This is a genomic window from Leptospira ainazelensis (assembly GCF_016918785.1).
GTDB classification, from domain to species: Bacteria; Spirochaetota; Leptospiria; order Leptospirales; family Leptospiraceae; genus Leptospira; species Leptospira ainazelensis.
In genome coordinates this window covers 164,396-179,594 of sequence record NZ_JAFFPT010000060.1, presented here as the reverse complement: position 1 = coordinate 179,594, position 15,199 = coordinate 164,396, and the positions used below count along the sequence as shown (strand labels likewise).

General features: G+C 43.3%; 15 protein-coding genes. 8 read left to right on the top strand and 7 right to left on the bottom strand.

Annotation, left to right across the window (positions count from 1 at the left end; translation table 11 throughout):
• The first annotated feature begins 37 nt into the window (after nucleotides 1-37).
• The 3 genes from JWG44_RS14220 (at nucleotide 38) to JWG44_RS14210 (ending at nucleotide 1,657) form a co-directional block, all read left to right on the top strand.
• Entirely contained in the window at nucleotides 38-745 is a 708-nt protein-coding gene (locus JWG44_RS14220; protein WP_205275658.1) for an LIC_20245 family lipoprotein, read from the top strand.
• 259 nt (nucleotides 746-1,004) lie between these two features.
• Nucleotides 1,005-1,265, top strand: coding sequence for a type II toxin-antitoxin system RelE/ParE family toxin (locus JWG44_RS14215; protein ID WP_332460793.1), 261 nt, complete (start codon nucleotides 1,005-1,007; stop codon nucleotides 1,263-1,265).
• Between the two features lie 80 nt (nucleotides 1,266-1,345).
• The gene (locus JWG44_RS14210; RefSeq protein ID WP_205275657.1) at nucleotides 1,346-1,657 is read left to right on the top strand and encodes a HigA family addiction module antitoxin; all 312 of its coding nucleotides are present in this window, start codon (nucleotides 1,346-1,348) and stop codon (nucleotides 1,655-1,657) included.
• A gap of 2 nt (nucleotides 1,658-1,659) precedes the next feature.
• On the opposite strand, the gene nadE is transcribed toward JWG44_RS14210, so the two are convergent.
• On the bottom strand, nucleotides 1,660-3,594 hold the full coding sequence (nadE, locus tag JWG44_RS14205) for an NAD(+) synthase (RefSeq protein WP_205275656.1): 1,935 nt from the start codon (nucleotides 3,592-3,594) through the stop codon (nucleotides 1,660-1,662).
• 115 nt (nucleotides 3,595-3,709) lie between these two features.
• On the opposite strand from nadE, the gene pyrE reads away from it, so the two are divergent.
• Nucleotides 3,710-4,273 carry an orotate phosphoribosyltransferase gene (pyrE, locus tag JWG44_RS14200; protein WP_205275655.1) on the top strand — a complete coding sequence of 188 codons (564 nt, stop codon included), beginning with the start codon at nucleotides 3,710-3,712 and terminating at the stop codon, nucleotides 4,271-4,273.
• Nucleotides 4,266-4,973 carry a hypothetical protein gene (locus tag JWG44_RS14195; protein WP_205275654.1) on the top strand — a complete coding sequence of 236 codons (708 nt, stop codon included), beginning with the start codon at nucleotides 4,266-4,268 and terminating at the stop codon, nucleotides 4,971-4,973. The genes pyrE and JWG44_RS14195 overlap by 8 nt, the downstream gene beginning before the upstream one ends.
• 10 nt (nucleotides 4,974-4,983) lie before the next feature.
• Here the strand turns inward: JWG44_RS14195 and JWG44_RS14190 are convergent, their stop codons facing one another.
• The 5 genes from JWG44_RS14190 to rlmD form a co-directional block, all read right to left on the bottom strand.
• Nucleotides 4,984-5,919 carry a hypothetical protein gene (locus JWG44_RS14190; protein WP_205275653.1) on the bottom strand — a complete coding sequence of 312 codons (936 nt, stop codon included), beginning with the start codon at nucleotides 5,917-5,919 and terminating at the stop codon, nucleotides 4,984-4,986.
• 81 nt (nucleotides 5,920-6,000) lie between these two features.
• Nucleotides 6,001-8,490, bottom strand: coding sequence for an ABC transporter permease (locus JWG44_RS14185; protein WP_205275716.1), 2,490 nt, complete (start codon nucleotides 8,488-8,490; stop codon nucleotides 6,001-6,003).
• 7 nt (nucleotides 8,491-8,497) lie between these two features.
• Nucleotides 8,498-9,199 carry an ABC transporter ATP-binding protein gene (locus JWG44_RS14180; RefSeq protein ID WP_205275652.1) on the bottom strand — a complete coding sequence of 234 codons (702 nt, stop codon included), beginning with the start codon at nucleotides 9,197-9,199 and terminating at the stop codon, nucleotides 8,498-8,500.
• A gap of 250 nt (nucleotides 9,200-9,449) precedes the next feature.
• A complete protein-coding gene (locus JWG44_RS14175; RefSeq protein WP_205275651.1) occupies nucleotides 9,450-10,574 on the bottom strand; it encodes a SpoIID/LytB domain-containing protein in 1,125 nt (374 codons plus the stop codon).
• 87 nt (nucleotides 10,575-10,661) lie between these two features.
• Complete coding sequence (gene rlmD / locus JWG44_RS14170; protein ID WP_205275650.1) at nucleotides 10,662-12,017, bottom strand: 23S rRNA (uracil(1939)-C(5))-methyltransferase RlmD; 1,356 nt, start codon at nucleotides 12,015-12,017, stop codon at nucleotides 10,662-10,664.
• Between the two features lie 118 nt (nucleotides 12,018-12,135).
• On the opposite strand from rlmD, the gene JWG44_RS14165 reads away from it, so the two are divergent.
• The 3 genes from JWG44_RS14165 to JWG44_RS14155 are packed head-to-tail and all read left to right on the top strand — an operon-like array spanning nucleotide 12,136 to nucleotide 14,702.
• On the top strand, nucleotides 12,136-13,113 hold the full coding sequence (locus JWG44_RS14165) for an ABC transporter ATP-binding protein (RefSeq protein WP_205275649.1): 978 nt from the start codon (nucleotides 12,136-12,138) through the stop codon (nucleotides 13,111-13,113).
• Nucleotides 13,113-13,895 (top strand): ABC transporter permease, encoded by a 783-nt coding sequence (locus tag JWG44_RS14160; RefSeq protein ID WP_205275648.1) that lies wholly within the window; start codon nucleotides 13,113-13,115, stop codon nucleotides 13,893-13,895. Before JWG44_RS14165 ends, JWG44_RS14160 begins: the two co-directional genes overlap by 1 nt.
• Before the next feature lie 3 nt (nucleotides 13,896-13,898).
• Nucleotides 13,899-14,702 carry an ABC transporter permease gene (locus JWG44_RS14155; RefSeq protein ID WP_232371648.1) on the top strand — a complete coding sequence of 268 codons (804 nt, stop codon included), beginning with the start codon at nucleotides 13,899-13,901 and terminating at the stop codon, nucleotides 14,700-14,702.
• Here JWG44_RS14155 and JWG44_RS14150 read toward each other — a convergent pair.
• Entirely contained in the window at nucleotides 14,699-15,166 is a 468-nt protein-coding gene (locus JWG44_RS14150; RefSeq protein ID WP_205275647.1) for a hypothetical protein, read from the bottom strand. The two genes, JWG44_RS14155 and JWG44_RS14150, sit on opposite strands and share 4 nt — an antisense overlap.
• Nucleotides 15,167-15,199: the final 33 nt, after the last annotated feature.

Here is a 15,199-nt window from a genome sequence, read left to right as displayed (position 1 = left end):
CAATCAAAATTTCCAGAATTCTTCCGGAGCAAAACCCTTGATCAGCATTCGTAAAATCGTTCTCTATTCCGGTATTTCCATAGCTCTTTTTGTTTTGATTTGGATTCTTTTTTCTTCCGACGATCCTTCGGAAAGGGAAAAGAAAAATCGAGAAGCTGACAGCGTTGCGCTTCTTTTGGGCGGGGGAGGAAGTTCTTCCTCTTCCTCTTCCTCTTCCGGCTCCTCCGGTGGAAGGACCAATGATTCGATTTTTGATTCCTCTTTTTACAAAGCCGGAAAGGGAGAATACATCGAATCGGAAAAAGGAGAAACCAAAGAATCGGATCCGAACGCCGCCGATCCAGATAACCCTCTCAATCCGCAGACAAACAAACCTTATACGAACGAAGAGATGGAACGTTTCTCCCAGTTGAGAGAACGTTTTCCGAACAATTCTCTCGTTCCTAAAAAGTTGAATGCCGCCGAGAGAGAAGCCAAAAAACAAGAGGAGAATCAGATCGCGGAAGCTGCGAGAAACGTCTACGCAAGAACCGCTTCTCCCACTCAGATTCGTTCCTACTACAATCACATGGAAAAACAAACTCAGGATAGAATGGATATCATCAACTATCTTGTGGATCTTCAGAAAGGTTCGGGTGAGGAAGAGACCGAGAAAAAATTACAAAACATCCAGGACTCGATCAAAAACCAGCTCCAACAGGTTCAAAAAGATAAGGAAAACGCGTTTAAACAAGCGGGTTTATAAAATTCTAAACTACCAAAGGCCGATCTAAAACGATCGGCCGCTTTCCGCCAAACTCACAACCTTTCTTCCCCATTTTAGAATTGAGAGATCTTTCTAAAATCGTATCGTTTCTCCTCCGGACTCGAAGTCCGATTTCATTTTTCTAAAAACCAATTTGTCTGAAAAACATTCTATTTTTCTAATGAACTGAATCTTTTTTCGCTCCTATAAAATTAAAAAAACCTTGACATTTGTATTGCTTTACTTATGGTGAAGAAAGATGATTCAATCTTTCGGAGACAAGCTCACGGAAAGTGTTCACAACGGATGGTCTCCCAAAGAATATCGCGTCTTTGAAGACGTCGCGAGAAGAAAACTTCGATCTCTGGATTCGGCAAAGATGCTCCAGGATTTAAAAAGTCCTCCTGGAAACCGTCTGGAAATTTTGAAAGGGGATCGAAAGGGAATGTATTCGGTACGAATCAACGATCAGTGGAGAATTTGTTTTTTCTGGAAGGACAACGTCCTCACGAAGTTATGATCGTCGACTATCACTGAAATTGTGTTTCTATTTTATGTGCGAAGAATTTGATAAACTTAACCTTGTATGAGGTTTTTACGATGAAAATAAAAAATCGAAGAGTTTCCAATCCACATCCTGGAGATGTTTTAAAGTTTGATTTTTTGGAACCGATGTCCTTGTCCGCGTATCGTCTATCAAAGGACATCGGCGTTTCCGAAAGTTTGATTTCACAGATCATTCACCGTAAAAAGTCGATTTCACCGGACACTGCGTTGCGGCTGGCGAAATATTTTAAGATGACTCCGGATTTCTGGCTCAACTACCAGATGGCATTCGATTTGGAAGAACTGATTCGGCTCAAAGGCAAAGAATACGACAAAATCAAACCGACCGATTTAAAGGTCGGCTGATTTTAGATTCCGGATCCTTTTTCTTCCGAAAGAATGGGAAAACGAAAACTCGATTTTGGATCGAGTCCGTATTCGTCGAGGTGAAACGAAGGAGGAAGTCTTTCCCGTTTCCATTGGTTTCTATGAAACAATTGAACATATTTTCGAACGCTTTCCTCTAAAAATCCGGAAGGAAGTTTTAGAACCTCGGGTTCTGAGGAAAGAAGCTGAACGATTTCTGCGTATCCCGCGCCGCGAACCACAAAAAGTTCTTCGATCTTTTGCAAAAGAGGATAGGGCATGAGATCTTTTTCGTCCTCTTGTTTGTCCTCGAGCGGTTTGAGTTCCGCGCTCGGGGGCGACTGAACGATCTCTTTCACCGAAGGAAACGAAGGAAGAATCGGATCCTTTCCTTCCGCGACAAAATGCATCCATTTTAGAATGAATTCTTTACTGACCCCCGTCAGCGGCGCCACGGAACCGGAAGAATCTCCGTCCATCGTCGTATAACCCGCGCTCGCCTCGCTCCGATTCCCCGTGGAAAGAAGAAGATGTCCGTTTAAATTCGCGAGCATCCAGACGATCGGAGAACGAACCCTTGCCTGTATATTCTGCAATACGAGATTGTGTTTTTCCCAGTCGAAAGAAACACCCGTAACTTTGGAAATTTTGTCAGTGATACTTTTTACTTCATCGTCGATCGTTAGATCTCCGTGAACGGCTTGCAGGTCTTTTGCGAGTTCCGCAGCGAGAGATCTTGTCCTTTCGGAATTGTTTTTTGTCGCTTGATAAAGTGTGGAAAGAATTCGATCCTCGGAAATTCCTTTGGTTTGAAAGTAATTCTCACCTAATTCTTCTTTGGCGATTTTTTTCATCGCGGTCACGAGAAGAGCGCATGCGGCGCTATCGGCTCCTCCCGAAAGTGAAAGTGTATAACCCTTGGTCCCCGATTGAATCATATAATCGAAAAGTCCGAGAGCGACCGCTCTCGTGAAGTCGCGATACGATTCTTCCTCTTTGGAAAGTGAAGGTTCCGGGAGAGAACGTTGGATCTTCGGTTTTTTTTCTCGGAATTGGATTCCGAGATAAATTCGATTGTCCTCTTCCGTCCGATTTTTCCTGGAACGGTTTCCCGAAGGACGAAAGTTTCTCGCTCGATCGGATCTGGAAACGTCGAAATCGATTTCCGAGGAGCAGACCTGAGCCTCTCCAAAGAACAAACGTTCCGATTCCGCGACGAGGTTTCCGTTTTGAACGATCAAGGATCCGCCTTCAAAGATCAGTCTTCCGGATTCGTTTCCACAAAGATTGGAGAACAGATACACGTTAGACTCTCTTCTCGAACTTTCTTTGAAAATTTGCCTTCTGATCCTTTGTTTTCCGAACGCGAAATGAGAAGCGCCGGGAGAAAGTATAAGATCGGTTCCGGACTCCGAAAGTGTAAGGGAAGGTTTTTGTAATACCCAAGAATCTTCGCAGATCTCTACTCCGAAAGAAAAATGATCGGTTTCAAAAATCAGGGAGCCAAAGGGAATCGCCGATCCGTCGGGGGCCACCAGATTCTCCTGAGCTTCTTCTCCTTTGGCAAACCACCTGTTTTCGTAGTGTACTCCCGTGGCCGCAAGATTGGATTTAGGAACGATTCCGGCTACGGCTCTGTTACAGAGAACAGCGGCACAATTGAATAGATAAGGATTTTGGAATATAGGAAGGCCGACGACTACGATCTTATTTTCGGTAAAGGGAAGAAGTTGGTTCAGGGATTCCCAGGAATCCTTCCATACTCTCGGGAAAAAAAACGAATCCTCACATCCGTATCCGGAGATACAAAGTTCGGGAAATAAGATCAGATCGGAATCTTTTTCTTTCTCCAAGACCCTCTTTATTTTTTCAAAGTTTCCCGAAAAATCCAGAACTCGAGTTTTGAGAGAAACGGAAGTAAGTCTCACTGACTGCATGTTTTACAGAATTCAGGTTCGAACTCCTTTTGAAAGTGTTTTTTCCGGTTTTCCAGATTCTTTCCATTTCGGATTCTGGTTAAAAATATTTTTAAAAAAAGAACGAGAACTCTTTATGAAACAAGATCTTTTAGACCTCATTCGAATCCACGCGTATCGTTATTCCGAACAACCCTTTACCCTGGCCTCGGGAAAACAATCCAGACACTATTTTAACTGCAAGGAAATCACTCTCGTTCCGGATCGTCTCGAACTTCTCTGCAAATACGTCGTGGACGAACACCTTCCTCAGGTAGGAATCTCAAAACCGGAAGCCTTTGGCGGACTTACGATGGGTTCCGATCCGATCTGCTACGGAATCAGTTTGGAATTTAGAAAACAAAATAAAAACGTCTATCCTTTGATCATCCGCAAAACTTCCAAAGAACACGGGACCAAAAAACTCGTCGAAGGAGCGGTTCACGCGGTCAAAACCTGCGTTGTTGTCGACGACGTGATCACGACCGGCGGTTCCACCATTCAAGCGATTCGAAGTCTGAGAGACGCCGGTATCGAAGTGACCCAGGGGATTTGTATTCTGGATCGTGAGGAAGGCGGAATGGAAGCGATCCTTGCGGAAGGCGTTAAGATCTTTCCTATATTCAAAAAAAGTGATTTTGGTAATTTAGAACATGCGTGAATTCTTATATGATTCCGCGAGGTTTCGCAGGAATCTTCTTCTTCGTTCCGTGGCGGTGATTCTTTTGTATCTTTCCTTTTTGGTCTGGAACTTCCTAAAGGTTCCCGAAGAGGGAAAAACTGACTTCGTGAGAATTTTTGGTCTTCTTTCGATCTTTCTCGGGTTTCTTCTTTATAGAAATTTTTCGAGACAACTCCGCGTTTTGGAAGGAGCCAAGGTGGAGTTGGGGCCTCATTCTTTTAAACTTTTCAATTCCAAAGGGCAATCCTTGGAAACAAAACTCAAGTCGGTGGTTTCGATCGAAAGGGATATCTTTCGTTCCTATGTCCGTTTTTTGATCTCCACAAAGGAAGATCAAATTCCGGTTCTCAATCTTTTGGAGCCGGATTTGTTTCAATCGGAACTGGAAAAACATAGCGGTAAAAAGGTGATTCTTACGGAAAATAAGGGAGGTTTTTTTCAACTCAAAACTCTTTTGTATTTTATCCCTTCCTTTGCGGTTTTGGCGGCTTCCTTTTATAAACCGTTCGGAATCAAGATAGAATCCTTTTATCTCGTAGCAAACGTGAACGCGCTTCTTGTGGCGATTTATTTTCCGGAAGACAGGATTCAGATGGCTTTTTCCGCAAAACGACGTTGGATTTTTCTCTTAGGAGCGCTTTTGATCGCGCAGTGTGCGATCTATTTAAAGTTATTCTAATATTCTATCTTTATAGAATTTTTGATTTTCCGAGCAGATTGAGTTTTCTCTGTGTGAGTCTTCGGAGTTCCACCATTTCTTCCAGATAAGAAGCGAGGACCGTGTCGACGTGGATGTTTTTTTCCATTTTCAAAAGACTATCGCGAACCAGACGTAGTTGTTCGGCTTCGGCCACCTTTCCCGTGATGATCAATTTGCGTATGGTTTCGAATTCGCATTTTCTGAGATGAACTCGAAGCAGGAAGTCCACCGAAAATTTGGAAACCATTCTTCCCCAAGGACTGTTGGGGTTGACGTTGTTTAGTTGTTCTTCCATCCGATCCGTCGCTCTCTGCGAAGGGACCGGACTAAAGGAGCTGGAAAACGAAGACGTGGGAGAAGAGTCTTCGACGATGTCTTTTCCTTCAGACGGACTACTTCCTTTGGAAACGAGGATCTCCTCCAAGGCTTGGATTCTAAACTCCTCTAAAAAGTCGTTCGGATTGTTGTTCATCATCCGAATAAACTCTTCGAGCATCACGGCGATGTTTACGATTCTTCCGATCGGAGTGTTGTTCAGTTCCCGGATTTTCGGAAAAAGTTCGCGAGCGATAAGAGAGGGAGATTTCTTTTTGTAATACGTCGCCTCGTAAAGGCGTTCCAATTTTTTTTCAGCGAAGTATTTTAGATCGGTCAAAATTTTGAGATCGGCATACGCGTAAGCGTCCACACCCGGATCGTTCATCTTGCTCGCCCTTTCTTCCGGCAATACGATCTTGATGACAAAGACTATTTTTGCTTCTCGAAGGGCCTCTATGATATTGCGAAGATCTTCCGGTTCTCGCGAATAAAGAGCCATCAATTCTTTTACAAACGTATCCGAAGTGGGGATCTTGTCGTCGTCCTGAAGATTGATCTTCTTGATTTCGGAAGCGATTTCTAAAGCGACGTCTGTCAGGCTCTTCATAACGGTTGGAACATCCTAATCGAAAGTTCTTTTACAATCAAGTTGGTTTTCATCCGAGTATCAAACATAGAATGTTAGAAATCATTCCTGACTGATTCGGAATCCGAGTTTTCGCAGAGTATACAACGGAACCAAGGCTGAAAGAATTCCGAGGAGCGGAGAAAGGATCAGAAAAAAGAAGGAAACCTCGGGGTTTACGGTAAACTTGAGCGTCCATCCGAATGCGTTTTTATTGACGACGTAAAGAACGATCGGGGATAAAAGAAACGCAAGAAGAATGCCGAAACAAGTGGAAACTACCGTGAGAAAGATACTTTCGGTCAAAAGAACCTTGCCGAGTTGTGCGTGATCGGCTCCCAGGTATTTAAGAATTCCTAACGTCATTTTTTTGGAGATAAGATTGTGGAGAAGAGATGAAACCAAGGAGATCATCGCGATGATAAAGGCGGTCGTTTTGAGCGTATTTAAAACTCCAAAAACCTTATCCACTCCTTCGGTATAAATTTCCCTGAGTTCCTGAGAGTTTAACAGTTTCAAGGAAGGATTTTGTATTAAAATTTTCGAAATCGCAAGTTCGGCTTCTTTTTCTTTCAAAGGTTCTTTTAAGAATATCTTGATCGAATTGTATCCTCCAAGTCCGAAAAAACGATCGTAGTTTTTGATATCCATCATGATCGTCCCTCGCTCCGAAAAAAAATGTTCCTTGATTCCTCGGATCCAAAATTCTTCCTTTCCGAGTTTTGTGGAGAGAATGATTTTATCTCCCACTTTAAAGTTTTGCAGATAAGCCATGTTCGAAGAGATGAGAATTTCATTCTCCCTTGTCGCGAGTTTCTCCGCCGCATCCGCGCGATCGTATGTTGAAAAAGTATATGCGTGAATCGTAAAGTTTCCGCGATCCGTCTCCGTTCTCGTGTTTACGCAGAATCCGTCCAGGGATTTTACCTGCGGGAGTTGCGCCAGTTCGTTTAACAAGGAAAGGGGAACTCCTCCGTGGATTCCCGCTGCGAGATTTTCAGCGTTGATGATCGTTAGTTCCGCCGGAAATTCCGAATCCACCCAGTCGTTGAGGGATTTTCGATAACTGTCCGTAAGAATGGAAAGACAAACCACCAAGGAAGTAGCGAGCATCAATGTCGCCGAAGTAAGAGTGTTTCTGAGAGGTTGGTTTTTGGTTTCTTCCAAACCGACCTTCATAAAAACAAAGGATCGATCGGAACGATCGCCGATACGAAAGAAAAAACCCGTAATCGTCCGAAATATCCAGGGGAAACAGAGGGTAATTCCGACCACGATTCCTCCGATTCCCAAAAAACCCGTGATCGGAAATCGCAAACGAATCGGCAAAAAAGAGATTCCAGACGATGCCACTAATATTAAGATTCCATAAAGTAATAATTTCTGTTCGGGAACACGATCGTTTCCGGAAGAGGATTCCCGGAGAATCGTCACCGGGGAAACGTTTCCCGCCCTAAAGGAAGAAAAGGCGGCGGAAAAAAACGAACCGAGGATTCCGATTCCAAGACCCAAAATCCAAATCGAAGAAGGAATCGATCGATACGTTTTAATATAAGAAAGATCGGCGGACGCCGCTTCCGGACTAAAAAAATCCAGTCTTGAAAAAAGGAATCCGATTCCGAGACCGAAAACGCTCCCCGCGATTCCTAAAAGAAGAGCCTGTGAGACGAACAAAAGAAAGGTGTGTCCCGCGCTTAAACCCATCGTTTTTAAGATTCCCAATTCTTTTTCGCGAGCGATGTACAAACCGGACATCGTATTCGAAACCATAAAAAACGCGATGATGAGGGAAATAAAAGAGATCACGAGGAGATTGAGTTGGAAGGAACGAAGTGCATTCCCCGATTTTTCCCGAATATCGTCTATCGTTTCGACCCGATAGAGAGTACCGAGTTTTTTTTCTAAAATTTGCTTCTGGGAAGAATGGAAGTTACGAGGTTGGATCAAAAGAAAACTAACGTTCCCGTCGGTCTCAAATCGTTCCATTGCGGTCTCTATGTCCTCGATGAGAATACTTCCGCCTTCACTTTCAACGGGTTTTAGATTTTTAAGGACAAAACTTTTGGACTGGGAACGAAGTTTTGTTTCCGATCCGCCGAGTTTTTCGAACAAACTTCGACTGATATAAATCGATCCCATGTTTTCGGAATCGTTCGGATTCTTAAAATCTTCCGATTCATGGAGTCCTCCGGTTTCTTTTAAAAAGTCCAAACCCAAATAAACCGCGCGGATTCCGTCTTCGAGAATGACCTCCTTTTGAAAACGGGGAACGATCTTTTCGATCCAGTCGAGATCGCGGTCAAGGGTAAGTTTCCGGATTAGGGTTGCGGGAAGATTTTGATCCCCTTTGGAAGAGGAAATTTTAATCTTAAATTCTCCCTGAAAATAACCCATCGCAAAATCGGTGAGACTTTTTTCAGCCTTCATTCCGTTAGCCGTCGTGGAAATAAAAAGTCCGACCCCGAGCGCGATTCCGGATAACGCAAAAAAAGCGGCGAGTTTGTGGCTTCGAAAGTATTCGAATAGGAATAGGGTGTAGATTCGAAACGACATCGGTTTTTTAAGGGACAAGAATCCCGTCCGCCATTTTGAGTCTAAATTCTCCGAGCGAACCGAGGTTTTGATCGTGGGTTACGATTATAAGCGTGAACTTTTCCTTTTTTTGAAGATCCATCAAAAGATGAATTACGTTTTCTGCATTCTTCGTATCCAAATTTCCGGTGGGTTCGTCGGCAAGAATCAAGGAAGGGTTTTTGCAGACGGCTCTTGCGATCGCCACACGTTGTTGTTCCCCTCCGGAAAGTTCGTCCGGTTTGTGGAGGATTCTTGTTTCGAGCCCGACTTTTTCCAACGCTTCCTTAGCTTTTTTCTGAGCTTGTTTTTTTCCGATCCCGGAAATGTAGAGGGGAACCGCTACGTTTTCCAAGGCGCTCAGATAGGGGAGGAGATGAAAGAATTGAAAGATGATTCCCGTTTCTTCCCTTCTGTATTTCGTGAGTTCCTTTTCGTTCATGGAGTGAAGAGGATGCCCGTTTACGAAAATTTCCCCCGAGTCCGGTGTGTCGATCCCGGAAAGTATATTCAAAAATGTTGATTTACCCGAACCGGATGGACCCATAAGGGTTATGACCGATTCGCCGGGAATATCTAAATTTACACCTTTTAAAACAAAAGTTTGGAGTTTTCCGCTCTGATAGGATTTTCTAAGTTGAGAGACGCGGATCCGGAAAGGGGAAGATTGCGAAAGAATGGAATTTGTCATTTCTTATGATCAGACAGAAGATAGAAGAATCGGGATCGTGAAAAGAGAAAAAAGATTTCGATTTGTTTAAAGAAAACAGAATCCAGCAAACGATTTGTAATCAAAGGTTCATGTTCTTTTACAAGATTTCCGAATTCCGCTCAAAGGACCGAAATCAAAGCGCCCTGGATTGTCCGCAAAAAGCGGTTGTATCGAAGGCGCTTTTAAGAAGTGATTCTTAAAAGTTTCCGGTTTTAAAATTTCAAAAGGATTAACGAGTGATTCTTGCGAGTTCGATTCCAGGGTAATAGTGTCTGAGAATTTCTACGTAGTTGTAATTCTCCTTTGCCATTCCGAAACTTCCCCATTGACTTAAACCCACTCCGTGGCCGGAACCCATTCCTTTGACAAGATATCCGTTTCCTTCTTTTTGAATTCCAAAACGAAGAGAACGAACCGGCGTTCCCAATGCCTGTCTAAATTCTTTTCCTCGAATTCTTGCGGAACCTTCGTTTCCCACAAATTCCATGAGATCCACACGGCCGGATCCGGTTCTGGATAAAACCTGGATCGATTGGATTTCTCCGATTTTGAGATTTGGAAATTTGGAAGAGATGAGATCTTGAGAGATCGTTTCCTTCCAATAAAAATTGTCGCCCGCACGATCAAACTCGGAAGCGACCGTTGGAAGATAAGGAATTTTTTTTCCACCCCAGACGTTCTCCGGAGTTTCCGTCTTACCGCCGCTATTCGAATGGAAGAAAGCCTGGATCGGAGTTTCTTCATAAATCGCCATCACGCCGGTCGTGTCTTGAACCGCTTTGGTAGTGGAGGGATGTTCCTTTTCCAATCCACCGTAGACTTGGGAGTTGGTCGTAGCTTCCACGTCGTAGAGCGCATTCTTTTTATTTAATATTTCACGAACTGCATAGGTTCTCGCGCAGATCGCTTGCGCCTTTAACGCCTCGTTCGGCCAGCTATAAGGAACTTCGGAAGGAACGACGGCGTAGAGATATTCTTCGAGTGGAAGGGAGTTAACGATCAACGCGGGGCCTTGGCCTTGGGGAAGGACAAAGATTGCGCCGCGGACCTTTAAGGATTTGTATTGGAGTAGGTTGCCTTCTCCCGAAAAACGAATCGGAGCCTTGAGACGAGAAACGTCGAGAGATATAAGATCGATTCCCTTTTTGATCAAAAGATCGTTTGCGTCGTAGACGGAGAGGATTCCTTCGCCTCGGATCTGAAGATCACCTTCCGCTTTTCCGATGAGAACTCGGACGTCGTGAACGGAACGGCTTTTATAAGGAGGAGTCCAGGGACGAATGATTACGGTGTTACAACCCGTTTCCCAAAGAATTAAAAAGAGTGAGAAGAATAAAACTAGTTTTCTGGTCATAGAGGATTCCTGGAGATACGTCTATCTCTTTCTTAAATATCGTTGGGAAGTCGGAATCCCTGCAGAGATTTTTGTTTTTTTAAGAATCTAAATCGACTTCAAAAGCGCTACGGATTCCAGGTGGGGAGTCTGAGGATAAGGATCCGTTACGAGGATCTTTTGAATTTGGAAACGATCCTTTAGTTTCCAGAGATCTTCTTTTTGAGAAGAAGGATTGCATGAGACATAGAGAAAAGAGGCAATCTTAGAATTTTTTAAAACGTCGATGACAAACTCGCCCAAGCCCGCGCGAGGAGGGTCCGCGATCAGAAGAATTTTTTCCTTTCCTTGAAAGAGTTTTTCCAAACCTTCAATCGCCTTTTTGGAAAAAAGATCTTCTCGAATATAGGAAAAAGAAATTTCCGGAAAATCGGTCTCCATTTGTTTACGGGCGATCTCTAAAGAACTTTCGATCGAGTCGATACCCGTGATCTTTTGAAAACGGTCCGCAAGAATTCTGCTAAAAAAACCGGACCCGCAAAAAAGATCGATGAGATGTTCGGAAGATTCCGGAATTTCGTCTTGGATAAAATCCAAGATCGGTTGAAACCCGAAAGGATTCGGTTGAAAAAAAGAATCAAAGGGAACTCGAAATTCCTTTCCCGCAACGAGTTCGAGATAAGAATCCTTTCCTCTGAGAATTTTGATTTCTCCCATCGCTGAAATTTCTCCCTTTCTACGATTGAAACAAAAAAGAAGATGATCCGATTTTAGGAATTTTTTGCACACTTCCGCAAATCTGAATTCTTCCTCCGTATCTTTGAATTCTTCCACAAAGGTTAGAATCGACATAAGTTCGTTTGTGTTTCTCGCTTTACGAAGTGTGATGTATTTTAGAAATCCTGAATCTTCTCTTCGATCATAAGGGAGTTCCGGAAATTTTTGGATGAGATTGCGAAATCTTGTCAGTTCCTCGTTGGACTCGGCGCTTTGGATAAAACAGGATTCTAAATCGACCACGTATCGAAAGGATCCGGATTCTCTCTGGCCGACTACGGGTCCCGGAAATACCGAGAAGTCCATTCGATTTCTGTACTGATACGTTTCCCTAGCCGGAATCAGAATCGGCGATACTCCGAAGTCATTTTGATAACTTTGCAAAAGAGAAGAAGTCTTTAGTAAAAACTGTTCTTCATAGGGAATGTGTTGGGCCGAACAACCTCCACAACGTGTAAAAGCCGGACAGGGCGGAATTGTAGTTCTTGGAACCTGGGAAACTAATTCGAGTTTGGCGGAAGGTTTTCTTCTTTTCTTTTTAAAAAGAGTTACGTTGTAAATATCCCCCGGTAGTGAATAGGGGACTTCGATCTGATTTTTTTCGAATAAGAGGACGCCGCGAAGATTGGATTTGATTTTCTCCACGGTGGCGGAGGGAACTGCTTTGTGAGCGGGATCGACTTCCATTTTAGGTCAGGTTAGGAGCGAAGACTCCTCTGTAAATCGCTTGTTTTCGAGTTTGATCCGTATTTTTTTATCTACTTTGATTTGGAATACTGTCTGATATAGATCGGAGCCAGATTCTTTGATCACAGTCAGAAACCTTCAGAAGTCCTTTCAAATCTCCAAAAGAAAACCCGGAATCATCGGGGCGATCGGTTCGCTCTTTCATACAAAGAAAGAAATCATTCACGCAGTCGAAAACGTGTCCTTTGAAATTCAGCCCGGAGAATTTCTCGGATACATCGGTCCTAACGGTGCCGGAAAATCCACTACCATTAAATTATTGACCGGAGTTTTGACTCCGGATCAGGGGGAGATTCGTATTTTCGGTCTGGATCCTTCCAGAGACAGAAGGGAAAATTCAAAACAAATCGGAGTTGTTTTCGGCCAAAAAACTCAACTCTGGTGGGATCTTCCCGTGGGAGAATCTTTCGATCTTCTGAGATCCATCTATAAGATCGAAGAGAAAGATTACAAAAAACGAATGGAGATGTTCAACGATCTTCTGGGTCTTCAGGAATTTTTTCAGCAACAGGTAAGAAAATTGAGTTTGGGACAAAGGATGAAGGCCGAAATCGCCGCGAGCCTTCTTCACTTTCCTCGAGTCTTGTTTCTGGACGAACCCACGATCGGATTGGATGTTCTTGTAAAAGAAAAGGTGCGTGAATTTATTCGAACCATCAATCAAGAAGAGAAGGTTACGATTCTTTTGACAACCCACGACGTCCAAGACATAGAATATCTCGCGAAAAGGATCATTCTCATCGACCACGGAAAAATTCGTTTTGACGGAGATCTGAATTCTTTTCGAGGGTTGGGCGGGACGAACAACGTGGTAGAGATCCAATACAAAGGTGAAACGATTTCAAAACTTCCTTCCGAGTTTGCTTGGATTCAAAACGGTTTACCCAATCACGCAAGTATCGTAGTAAAGGAAGGCGAGTCCTTAAATCGTCTTCTTTCTTTTTTGAGCGCCTCCGGATTGGAAATAACGGAGATAAACTTTAAAAAACCGGATCTTGCAACCGTTATCAAGCAGATCTACGGGGAAAAATCCTGATGCTTTATCTAAAAGTTATTTCCAAAGCGTTTCAGAGATCTTCCACCTATCGACTTGAATACTTTACCGGAGTTCTCAACGCGGTCTTGTATCTCGCCATTCTGACTTCAGTCTGGCAGTCAGTTTCAGGAAATGATTTGGAAGGAGGAAGGAGCAGAGAATCCCTGATTCTTTACGCCGTTATCTCCACCTTGATCAAGGTTTCGTTTGGGAGACAGGACGGACTTGTTTCTTCTAAGATTAAGAATGGAACGATCGTTTTTGATCTTCTAAAACCGATTCGATTCCCGTTGATCGTTTTTGCCGATACGATCGGAGTCAGCATCTATCATCTTCTATCAAGATCGTTTCCCCTTCTGATTCTTGCATACGCGGTATTGGATCTAAGATTTGCGCCCGAACTCGTTTCCATTTTTTCCTTTTTGTTGGTTTACGGTCTTGCGTTTTTAATCTTTTTCTTGATCGGATTTTTAATCTCGTCCTTATCCTTTTATTTTACCGAAGTGTTTTCCTTTTTTCTGCTTTATTTCGCGTTGATTACTTTGTTTTCGGGAGCAGTCATTCCGTTGGATCTATTCCCCGATTTTTTAAGGAGTGTTTCTTCCTGGCTTCCCTTCGCTTATCTATATTATTATCCGACACAAGTTTTGACTTCGCAGCCGATCGGAATGGAATATGGAGAGTTGATCGCTCGTTACTTTCTGATGATCGGAATTCTTACCGCTGCGGCGTCGGCGATTTATCTTTCCGGGCTGAAACGCCTGGAACTGGCGGGAGGTTAGACGTTGTTACGCGCTTTGAAAACCTATCTCAAGTTGGCGGTTTCGTCGGTTCAATCACACATGGAATATAAGGCGAGTTTTTGGATCTATCTTGTCACACTGCTCATCTACTATTCCGCGCAGGCTGCGACGATTTTTATTCTTCTTTCTAAGTTTGTTTCGATCGGCGGATGGAGCCGCGGAGAAATCGCGTTTCTTTACAGTCTTTTGATTTTCGCACAGGGAATCGTCGCTTCAGTATTTTCGGGAATGGTGGAATTCGGATCGCTTGTGAGAGACGGAGGTTATGACCGATATCTTTTAAGACCGCTTTCTCCGATCGGTCAGGTATTGATGAACCACTTCGATATCACCGGACTCCTTCATTTGATTTTAGGAGTCGTCACGTTTATCGCGGCCAATCAGTTTACGAATATTGAATGGACTTGGGAGAAGGTGATCATGTTGTTTTTAGTAGTTTTAGGAAGTGCGATGATTCTGGCGGGAATCCGAATCGCGATCGCTTCGATCGCGTTTTATGCGATTCAAAATTATTCTTTAGTTCACTTATTTATTTTTTCGAGCCGGGAGTTTATGATGTATCCGATGAATATCTACAACGTTTCGATTCGTATTCTTCTTACTTTTTTGCTTCCTCTCGGATTCGTTAATTTTTATCCAGCGCATTATTTTTTGGATAAAAGCGGCGATTCCTTATTTCATCCTTTTTTTATATACTTGAACTTTCCGGTAGGTTGTTTTCTTTTTTTCGGTTCCTTGTTTCTCTGGAAAACGGGTCAGAAAAGATACGAATCGACAGGAACTTAGAATGATTTGATTTCTAAGTGTTCGATTCCGGATTCCGTAAAGATCTCCTCGTATTTTGAAATAAAGGGAGCTTCTTTTTCGATTCTTTCTTCGATTGCCATTCCCTTGATTTCGGCTTCGGTATAAGTTCTAGTAAAATCTCTTCCCGCCAATCTCTGAACGAGTTCGTCCCAGAAGATACTATCCTGATATTCCGTAATCAAATCGGAAATGTCGGTCTTTTCTTCGAACTCTCTCGTCAGGTAGTGAAGTTCTTCCTCGCTGTCATACGCAACCAAATGGGAAACTTCCAAAGCTTTTGCGTATGACAGCACTTGTTGTTCCATGTCCTCGTAGGCATCATACGAATCCAAACGGTCGGGAGCGGGTTCCTCTTCCTCTAAGATCGAGTGATAGAGAAAACGGGTGATCGCTAAGGACTTGAGAAGGGCTTCGTATTGTTCGCGTGTGAGTTCGATATTCATTACAATTCCCATTTCACGGGGGAGGCGCAGATT